7 protein-coding genes are annotated in these 9,918 nt (G+C 72.2%); 3 read left to right on the top strand and 4 right to left on the bottom strand.

Going from position 1 to position 9,918, the window contains the following annotated elements:
- Positions 1-372 (bottom strand): DUF6214 family protein (locus ABT300_RS37510; protein ID WP_351685782.1); only part of this gene is annotated, 372 nt, incomplete at its 3' end.
- 200 nt (positions 373-572) lie between these two features.
- Here ABT300_RS37510 and ABT300_RS37505 point away from each other — a divergent pair.
- Positions 573-1,943, top strand: a complete 1,371-nt coding sequence (locus ABT300_RS37505; RefSeq protein ID WP_351685780.1) for an FAD-dependent oxidoreductase — start codon at positions 573-575, stop codon at positions 1,941-1,943.
- Between the two features lie 145 nt (positions 1,944-2,088).
- Here the strand turns inward: ABT300_RS37505 and helR are convergent, their stop codons facing one another.
- Positions 2,089-4,257: an RNA polymerase recycling motor ATPase HelR gene (gene helR / locus ABT300_RS37500; RefSeq protein WP_351685778.1), complete on the bottom strand. Its 2,169-nt coding sequence runs from the start codon at positions 4,255-4,257 to the stop codon at positions 2,089-2,091.
- Positions 4,258-4,535: 278 nt separating this feature from the next.
- Entirely contained in the window at positions 4,536-5,846 is a 1,311-nt protein-coding gene (locus tag ABT300_RS37495; RefSeq protein ID WP_351685776.1) for an extracellular catalytic domain type 1 short-chain-length polyhydroxyalkanoate depolymerase, read from the bottom strand.
- A gap of 492 nt (positions 5,847-6,338) precedes the next feature.
- On the opposite strand from ABT300_RS37495, the gene ABT300_RS37490 reads away from it, so the two are divergent.
- A complete protein-coding gene (locus tag ABT300_RS37490) occupies positions 6,339-7,157 on the top strand; it encodes a pectate lyase (RefSeq protein WP_351685774.1) in 819 nt (272 codons plus the stop codon).
- 148 nt (positions 7,158-7,305) lie between these two features.
- On the opposite strand, the gene ABT300_RS37485 is transcribed toward ABT300_RS37490, so the two are convergent.
- Positions 7,306-8,064 (bottom strand): PaaX family transcriptional regulator C-terminal domain-containing protein, encoded by a 759-nt coding sequence (locus ABT300_RS37485; protein ID WP_351685772.1) that lies wholly within the window; start codon positions 8,062-8,064, stop codon positions 7,306-7,308.
- Between the two features lie 72 nt (positions 8,065-8,136).
- Between ABT300_RS37485 and ABT300_RS37480 the strand changes: the two genes are divergently transcribed.
- A complete protein-coding gene (locus ABT300_RS37480; RefSeq protein WP_351685770.1) occupies positions 8,137-9,795 on the top strand; it encodes an acyl-CoA dehydrogenase family protein in 1,659 nt (552 codons plus the stop codon).
- Positions 9,796-9,918 lie beyond the last annotated feature (123 nt).

The raw sequence follows: 9,918 nt of genomic DNA, 5'->3' as shown, positions 1-9,918 counted from the left end.
GGGCACGCCCGCGACGCGGACCGCGGCTTCCACGCGGCATGCGGCCTCCGTGCCGAACGCAGCCTCCGTGCCGAACGCGGCTTCCATGCCGAACGCGGCCTCCGCTTCGCCGCCCATGTCCGGCGTCGCGTCCGGCTCGTCCTCGCCCTCGCCGGCGCCGTCGAAGAGAGGTCCCTCGATCCAGTCCGCGAGCAGGGTCAGATCGACGAGCGAGAGGGCGGGCCGGGAACGGACGTCCTCGATGGAGACCCGGCCCTCGCTGGTGACGGCGAGCAGATCGACCCGCGCCCCGTCGGCGAACGACAGCCGGACATGGGACCAGGAAGTGACGCCTCCCGCCTCCCGCACCTCCCACGCCGGCCGCACGGACACCGTGCCGTCCTCGGCGGAACGATCAGAAAGATTAAGAAACGATGCTTCTAGCACATACGGAACGTAACCGCATGATCACTTTCCATACGAACGGACACGCGTGGGACATGACCGTACACACCCTGTCAGCGGAGCCGTGACGGTGCGATGCTGGAGGCACCAGCGAATCTCCTCCGACCTCCGGGGTAAGGAGTTCCGCCGTGCTCCGTGTCGCCGTCGTCGGCTCCGGGCCGAGTGGTGTCTACACCGCCCAGAGTCTGGTCCAGCTCGACCCGGACGTGCTCGTGGACGTCCTGGACCGCCTGCCCTGTCCGTACGGCCTGGTGCGGTACGGCGTCGCCCCGGACCACGCGAAGATCAAGTCCCTGCAGCAGAACCTGCGCGCCGTGCTCGAGCACGAACGGGTCCGTTTCCTCGGAGACGTTCCGGTGGGCGGGGACGGAGTGCCGCCCGCCCGGCTGCGCGAGCTCTACCACGCGGTCGTGTACTGCGTCGGCGCCGCGACCGACCGACGCCTCGGCATCCCGGGCGAGGAGCTGCCCGGCAGTCGGTCGGCGACGGAGTTCGTGTCCTGGTACAGCGCACACCCGGACGCCTCACCCGCACGTTTCCTGCACGGCGTCGACACGGCCGTGGTGGTGGGGATCGGGAACGTCGCGGTGGACGTCGCCCGGATCCTGGCGCGGGGCGCCGCCGAGCTGAGCCCCACCGACATGCCCCAGGCTGCGTTGGCGGCGCTCGCGGCGAGCGAGGTGCGCGAGATCCAGATGGTCGGACGGCGCGGCCCGTCGCAGGCCCGGTTCACCACCAAGGAGCTGCGGGAGCTGGGCACGCTGCCGGACGCCGAGGTGGTCGTCGACGAGGCGGAGCTGGCTCTCGATCCGGCGTACGTGGACCCTTCCGGCCTTCCGGCGGCGCAGCGGCGCAACGTGGAGGTGCTGCGCGGCTGGGCGGCGACGCCGGCCCGCGGCGCCCGACGGCGCATCCGGCTGCGGTTCTTCCTGCGCCCCGTCGAACTGCACGCCGTCGACGGCCGGTTGGGCGTGGCGCGGTTCGAAAGGACAGTGCCGGACGGGCGCGGCGGAGTGACCGGCACCGGCCGGTACGAGGACGTCCCGGCACAGTTGGTGCTGCGGTCGGTGGGCTATCAGGGCACGCCTCTCGAAGGCCTGCCGTTCGACGCCGGGCACGGCACCGTGCCGCATCTGGCCGGGCGGGTGGTGCGTGACGGCGAGGCGTCGCCGGGCGAGTACGTGGCGGGCTGGATCAAGCGCGGCCCGACCGGTGTCATCGGCGCCAACCGGCCGTGCGCGAAGGAGACGGCGACGTCTCTGCTGGCGGACGCCCCCGCCCTCGTGCGACGGGAGCTGCCCGGCGACCCCCTCACGCTGCTGCGGGCCGCCGGGGCCGAGCCCGTCGAGTGGGCGGGCTGGCTGGCGATCGAGCGGGCCGAGGCGGCGCTCGGGGCCTCGCTGGGCCGCCGGGCGGTCAAGCTGCCGGACTGGCCGTCCCTGCGGGCGGCGGCGGGCCCGGCCGCCGTCGGCGTCCAGGACCCGCCGCCTCTGCGGTGAGCGCCTCCGGTCCCTCTCCTGCGGGAAACACCCTGGTGCCACCCCTTCGGTGAGCGCACCCACCCGCCCGTCCTCGTGCACGCCGACGGGCGGGTGGGGTTCCCTGGCAGGGCAGCACGCTCGTGATCGTGTGCGGCCGGGCGCGTCAGGAGCTCGTGAGGACGACCAGTCGCTGGGTGGCCCGGGTCATCGCGACATAGCGGTCGACCGCTCCCTCGACGCCCGCCCCGAAGGTCTCCGGGTCGATCAGCACGACCAGGTCGAACTCGAGCCCCTTCGACAGCTCGGGCGTCAACGACCGGACCCGCGAGGTCGGCCGGAACGCGGGGTCGCCGATGACGCAGGCGATCCCGTCGTCGTGCTCGGCGAGCCAGGACCGGAGGACCCGGTCCAGCTCCGACACGTGCCCGTGGACGACGGGGACGCCGCTGCTGCGGATGGACGTCGGGACGTTGGCGTCCGGGAGCGCGGCCCGGATGACCGGCTCTGCCTCCGCCATGACCTCCTCCGGCGTCCGGTAGTTGACGGTCAGGGACGCCACGCCGATCCGGTCGAGCCCGATCCGCTCGAGCCGTTCCTGCCAGGACTCCGTGAATCCGTGCCGGGCCTGGGCACGGTCCCCGACGATGGTGAAACTGCGGGACGGGCAGCGCAGCAGCAGCATCTGCCACTCGGCGTCGGTCAGCTCCTGCGCCTCGTCCACCACGACGTGTGCGAACGGGCCGGCCAGCAGGTCCGGGTCGGCGGTGGTCAGTTCGCTCTCGTCGACCAGGCTGACCTGGGCGTCCTCGCCGCGCAGCATGGTCACCAGGCCTTCGCCGTCGTCACCGTCCGCCCCGGAGTCGGCCACGGCCGCGATCAGGTTGTCGACGACCTGCGTCATGCGTTCGCGCTGGGCGGCGAGGACGGCCTTGTGGCGGACCTTGCGCCGGGCCTCCTCCGGGTCGCCGAGCCGCTGGCGCGCCGCGTCCAGGAGCGGCAGGTCGGACACCGTCCACGCGTGGGGGTCGGTGCGTTGCAGCCCGCGCACCTCGTCCGGGGTGAGCCAGGGGGCGCACATCCGCAGATAGGCGGGAACCGACCACAGGTCTCCGACCAGGTCGGCCGCTTCCAGCAGCGGCCACGCCCGGTGGAGGGCGCCGACCAATTCGCGGTCGTGCCGCAGCGCCTTGCGGAACAACTGCGGTGAGACGTCGCCGCCGTGCTTGTCCAGCAGGATCGTGACCAGTTCCTCCCAGATCAGGTCGCGCGCCTCGTTGTGCGGAGTGCCCGGCGACGGCGCGTCGAACGCCTCGGCCCAGTCGTCGGCGCCGAGCCAGAGGTCGGAGTCGGAGACGGTGACCGTCATCCCCTCCGTCGGCGGCGACTCGTAGAACCGGACGGCCGTCTCGATCGCCTTCACCATGTCCGCCGACGACTTCAGCCGGGCCGCCGTCGGGTCGGCCTCCACCGCCGCGTCGGCGCCCTCGGCGACGAGGTCGCGCAGGACGCAGGTCTGCACGCCCTCCTCGCCGAGGCTCGGCAGGACGTCGGCCACATAGGCCAGGTAGGGCCGGTGCGGGCCGACGAACAGCACGCCGCCCCGACGGTGCCCGAGGCGGGGGTCGGAGTAGAGGAGGTAGGCCGAGCGGTGCAGGGCCACCACGGTCTTCCCGGTGCCCGGACCCCCGTCGACGACGAGCGCGCCCCGCGACCCGGCGCGGATGACGGCGTCCTGGTCGGCCTGGATGGTGGCGAGCACGTCGCGCATCCGCCCGGACCGGGTGCCGCCCAGGCTGGCGATGAAGGCGGACTGGTCGTCGAGCGCGGCGTGCCCTTCGAGCGCGTCGGCGGTGAACACCTCGTCCCAGTAGTCGCTGATCCGGCCGCGGGTCCAGCGGTAGCGGCGACGGCTCACCAGGCCCATGGGATCGGCGTGCGTGGCCGCGAAGAACGGCTCGGCCGCGGGGGAACGCCAGTCGATCAGCAGTCGGCGGCCCGTGCTGTCGGTGAGGCCGATGCGTCCGACGTACAGGGGCTCGGGGTCGTCCGCGCCGACCATGTGCCCGAGGCACAGGTCCAGGCCGAAGCGGTTCAGGGAGCGCAGTCGGCCCGTCAGCCGGTGGATCTCCTGGTCGCGGTCCATCGCCTCCCGGCCGAGGCCGCCGGGGGCGCGGCGCTCGGCGTCGAGACGCGCGGAGAGCTCGGCGATGGTCTGCTCGAGGCTCTCCGCGATCGCCGCGAAGTGCTGCTCGTCGTGGGCGATCAGCTTCGGGTCGGCTTTGGCGGACAGCCGGTCGGGAAGGTCGAACGCGCCGGCGGTCGAGAGGGTCATGGGGTCGACATGCACTTCGTAGATCACTCATTTCCGCAGGTTCGGGCCTCGGCCTGCGATTCTGCGGGACGACGGGGGCCTTGCCGCAAGCCCCCGGGTGCGCTATACGTTGAGAGTGGCAAGGAGTGGTGTTTCTCCCTTGCCCTTTCTTTTTCGCCCGCCGCGGTCGGGCGGTTTCCTCGAAACCACCGAGATCGTACGCGTCCCCCGGGGCGGGCAGCCGGGCCCGACAGCCCTCCCGGGGCGCTCAGAGGGGTCTGCCGCCCCGGGAGACGTCGTCAACTCCGTGTGCAGACAGTCCCGTTGAGCGTGAAGGAACCTGGCGCAGCACTGTTTCCGGTGTGGTTTGCCTGGTAGCCGATGGTGATGCTCGCACCGGCTGCGAGTGTGCCGTTGTAGGTCGCGTTCGTGGCCGTGACCGCTCCGGAGGCCGGCGCGTACGTGGCGCCCCACCCGTTGGTGATGGTCTGGCCGGAGGGCAGCGTGAAGCCGAGCCGCCAGCCGTCGATCGCGCTCGACCCGGTGTTGGCGAGGGTCACGGAGGCGGTCAGTCCGGTGCTCCAGGCGCTGGTCGTCGCGGTCACCTTGCAGCCTGTGGGCTGCGGCTGCGGGGCAGGCCCGGCGGAGTCCAGGCCGAAGAAGGTCAGCACGCGGGCGGCCATGCCCCAGGCGTACAGGTTGTGCCCGACGCCCCCCAGGCTGACGGCCTCGACGGGGGCCTGGTCACCGGTGCCGCCGTAGCGGGTGCGGGTCCAGCCGGAGGCGGGCGAGTCGGTCGCGGCCGGGGTCTGGCTCACGCCCCGGACGTCGGTCCACTGCTTGATCTCCTCGCCGAAGTTGGGGTAGCGCAGCACGTCGTCCTCGGTCCCGTGCCACACCTGCATGCGCGGCCGGGGACCGTTGTAGCCGGGATAGGCCCTCCGCACGAGGTCGCCCCACTCCTGCGCGGTGTGGACGACGGCGCCGCCGGAGCAGGCGCTGTTCCACTCGGAGCCGTCGGCGGTGGCGAAGCAGCCGAAGGGGACGCCGGAGAAGGCGGACCCGGCGGCGAACACGTCGGGGTAGTCGCCGAGCAGGACGTTGGTCATCATCGCCCCGGAGGAGATGCCGGTGGCGTAGACGCGGGCGGTGTCGGCGGCGTACGCGGCGGTCACCCAGTCGATCATCGACTTGACGCCGACGGGGTCGCTGCCGCCGCCGCGCCTGAGCGCCTGCGGCGACGAGACGTCGAAGCACTTGCTGCTGCGGGTGACGGACGGGTACACGATCACGAACCCGTACCGGTCGGCCAGTTGGGCGTACTCGGTGCCGGAGTGCATCGCGGGTCCGGATCCTCCGCACCAGTGCACCGCGACGAGTACCGCCGGGTGCGCGGCGACGTTCGCCGGTGCGTAGACGTACATCTGGAGGTTGCTGGGGTTGGCGCCGAAGCCGGTGACCTCGGTCAGCGTGGCGGCGGGCACCGGCGGGGCGGCCCTCGGCGCCGCGGACGCGGCGGGAGCGGTGAGGACGGCGGCCGTGAGCAGGAGCAGGAGGGCGCCTAACAGGGGGCGCAGCGCCCTGCCCAGGGAGTTGACCCGATCGATCATGCGGCTGTCCCTTTCCGGTAGCGGCTCGGGGAGATCGTGCGAGGTGCTCGAACGGCGAACGACGAACGACGACACGGAGGCAGCGGCAGGCTCGTCAAGGCCGGCCGGACGGGTCCGCCGAGGTCGGGCGATCGGACGTCGGGCGATCCGGTTGCCGTCACCGTCGTCAAAGCCACGTTCACCCCGCATAGTGGCATGCACATGCCCGCCATGGAAGCGCTCCCACACCTTGCCGCGCACGCCCTCCGGAGCCGGCCGGGGAGAGCTCGGCCGACCGGAGAGCGAACCTGAACGCGACGGGAACGCGGCCTGAACGCGTTCTGCGCAAGACGTTGACTAGAAAGCGCTTACCCCCTACGTTCCGTTCAGCAGTGTGACCGAGCCGCTCAACTGGACCCCACAAAGGCCGCACTGTTCGATCAAGTCGTTCAAGTTCACGTTCATCGTTCACATACTTGATCTTCCCCACTGTCCGGAAGAAGGCATCGGGACATGACTCCACCGGTAGCTTCCGCACCACTTCGCGCCCGCGGGCGCGCCCTCGCCGGAGGGCTGGCCGCCACCGCTCTCACGGTTGGCATGCTCATGACTAGCGGAGCGCTCACTCCCGCGAGCGCCGCCACCTGGCCCACCCCCACCAGCAGCAAGGCAGTGACCGCCACCATCCCGGTCTCCGGCACCAAGGACTACGGGATGCAGCGCCTCTACGGCAGCGGCGACCTCGGCAGCGGCGGCCAGAACGAGGACCAGGACCCGATCCTGGAACTCAAGCCCGGCGCCGTCCTGAAGAACGTCATCATCGGCGCGCCCGCCGCCGACGGCATCCACTGCCTCGGCAGCTGCACCCTGCAGAACGTCTGGTGGGAGGACGTCGGCGAGGACGCGGCGACCTTCCTCGGCTCCTCGTCGTCCAACGTCTACACCGTCTCCGGCGGAGGGGCGAAGGAGGCCAGCGACAAGGTGTTCCAGTTCAACGGCGCCGGCACGCTGAACGTCTCCAACTTCGCCGTGAAGAACTTCGGCACCTTCGTGCGCAGTTGCGGCAACTGCAAGAGCGGCCAGTACAAGCGCACGATCAACCTGAACACCATCGAGGCGACCTACAAGGGCAACAAGCTCGTCGGCATCAACACCAACTACGGCGACAGCGCCACCCTCAGGAAGATCACCATCGTCGGGGACAGCAACAAGAAGATCACCCCGTGCCAGAAGTACATCGGCAACAACACCGGCAAGGAGCCGACCACCAACGGCAGCAACGCGGACGGGACGTACTGCAAGTACTCGTCGTCCGACATCACCTACCGGTAGGCAGCCCGGCCCGCCCGACCCCCCACGGTGAGACGGCGGCCGTACGGAGCGTCCCCCGCACGACGCTTCGCACGGCCGCCCTGCCGTCCAGCCGCGCCGGCACCCGGCTCGCCCTGTCCCGTCGCACGGTCCGCTCGGTCCCCTCCGCCTACCGGCCCGGCCCGGACGCCGTGACGGCGATCTCGTGCCGGTGCCGCTCGTAGACGGTGCGCAGGACCGGGCCCGGCCAGTCGGCGGGCAGCAGCGCGGGGGGCAGCACCGGGTCGGCCAGCAGATGCCGCACCACCGCCGCGAGCGCCGTGAACCGGTCGGCGGGCCTCCGAGCCCGCTCGACGTGGGCCAGCAGCTCCCGGGCCGTCCGCGCCCACGCATCGAGCGGCCACAGGCTCACCGCCAGCTCGCGGGCGGGCGTCGAGGGCCGCGTGACGAAGCGCTGCAGCACATGGTCCATTTCCGCGGGCCAGGACCGGCTCAGGTTCGCGGGCCGCAGCCAGACGCCCTCGCGGAGCTCGGCGAGCCGCAGCGCGCCCAGCCGGGTGCGCAGTTCGGCGCGTTCGGCCGGGCCGCGACCGGTCGCGGTGACCACGGCCATCTCCCAGTCGTCGTCCCACGCGCGCGTGTGCGGGTGCAGGGCGTCGTCCTGACGTCGTTGACGCTCCAGCAGCCGGTCGCTCAGCCGGTAGACGCCGTCCGTCCGGCGCAGATCGCCCGCCGCGACCATCCGGCTCAGCGCCGCCCGCACCGTGGAGCCGCCGACGCCGAACGGCTCCACGCCGCGCACCAGGTCCTTCGCGGCCAGTTCGGGCGGGTGCGAGCCGAGCAGCAGGCTCAGCACCACCGACCGCGCGGACAGCGGGCGCAGATCGACCTCGACCTCACCGGACTGCGCCGACACGTTGATCCGCATGGGGCCGTACTTTAGTGGGCCAGATGTATTGCGCTATTGCTGCGACTGTCAGAGAAGTGCAACATGGTGCGCATGTCCCAGACACTGTCGCTCCAGGTGACGCACGACGTCACGAATCAGCCGCCGCCGCTCGCCCCGTACGACGCCTCCGAGGACGCCGCCCTGCTGGAGGGGCTGCGCCGGGAAGGCGCGGGGTGGGCGGAGGCGGACGTGCGCCGGATCGGTCTGCTGGCGGGCGGCGCCGAGGCCCAGGAGTGGGGCGAGCTGGCCAACCGGCACGAGCCCGTGCTGCGCACGCACGACCGGTACGGCCATCGCGTCGACGAGGTCGACTTCCACCCCAGCTGGCACGAGCTGATGCGGGTCGCGGTCGCCGAAGGGATGGCCGGGGCGCCCTGGGCGGACGACCGGCCCGGCGCCCACGTGGCGCGCACGGCTGGCGGCCTGGCGTGGGGGCACACGGACGCCGGACACGGCTGTCCCACGTCGATGACGTACGCGGCCGTCCCCGCCCTGCGACGCCGGCCGGAGCTCGCCGCGGTGTACGAGCCGCTGCTCACGAGCCGCGTGTACGACCCGGGACTGCGGCCGCCGGCCGAGAAGCGCGGGCTGCTCGCCGGCATGGGGATGACCGAGAAGCAGGGCGGCTCCGACGTCCGCACGAACACCACCGCGGCCACCCCGACGGCGGAGCCGGGGCTGTACACCCTGCGCGGACACAAGTGGTTCACGTCTGCCCCGATGTGCGATCTGTTCCTGGTCCTGGCCCAGGCGCCCGGCGGCCTGTCCTGCTTCCTCGTGCCGCGCGTGCTGCCCGACGGCACACGCAACCCGTTCCGCGTCCAGCGCCTCAAGGAGAAGCTCGGCAACCGCTCCAACGCGTCCTCCGAGCCCGAGTTCGACGGGACCGTGGCCTGGCTGGTCGGGCCGGAGGGACAGGGCGTGAAGACCATCATCGAGATGGTCAACTGCACCCGGCTGGACTGCGTGATGATGTCGGCGACGCTGATGCGCAAGACGCTCGTCGAGGCGGGACACCATGTGCGCCACCGCAACGCGTTCGGGGCGCGGCTGCTCGACCAGCCGCTGATGCGCAACGTTCTGGCCGACCTGGCGCTGGAGTCGGAGGCCGCCACCACGCTCACGCTGCGGCTGGCCGGCGCCGCCGACCGAGCGGTGCGCGGAGACGAGGGCGAGCAGGCCTTCCGGCGGATCGCGACCGCCGTCGGCAAGTACTGGGTGACCAAGCGGGGGCCGGCCTTCACGGCAGAGGCCCTGGAGTGTCTCGGCGGCAACGGCTACGTGGAGGACTCGGGCATGCCGCGCCACTACCGCGAAGCGCCCCTGCTGTCGATCTGGGAGGGGTCGGGCAACGTCAACGCCCTCGACGTGCTGAGGGCGTTGACCCGCGAGCCAGCGACCGCGGAGGCCCTGTTCGACGAGCTCGCCCTGTCCCACGGGGCGGACGTCCGTCTCGACGCGGCCGTGGCACGGCTGCGCACCGGGCTGGGCGAGGCGACGCCGGCCGGCGCCCGCCGGCTGGTCGAGCAGATGGCCCTCGCCCTCCAGGGCTCCCTCCTCGTCCGGCACGCCCCGCCGGCCGTCGCTGACGCCTTCTGCGCGACACGGCTGGGCGGCGACTGGGGACACGCCTTCGGCACCCTTCCGGACGCCGCCGATCTCGGCGGAATCCTCGAGCGGAGCCTGCCGTCGGGTACCTCCGGCTCCTAGCTGTCGCCAGCACGACCTGCGGCTGTCGCGTGAGCGCCTCGCGTTCGATGGCGACGAGCGCCACGCCACGAGCACGGCGAGCACGGCGAGCACGGCGAGCACGGCGAGCACGGCGAGCACGGC

This window comes from Streptomyces sp. NPDC001027, assembly GCF_040299045.1.
Classification (GTDB): domain Bacteria; phylum Actinomycetota; class Actinomycetes; order Streptomycetales; family Streptomycetaceae; genus Streptomyces.
This window is presented reverse-complemented; position numbering and strand designations above follow the sequence as displayed.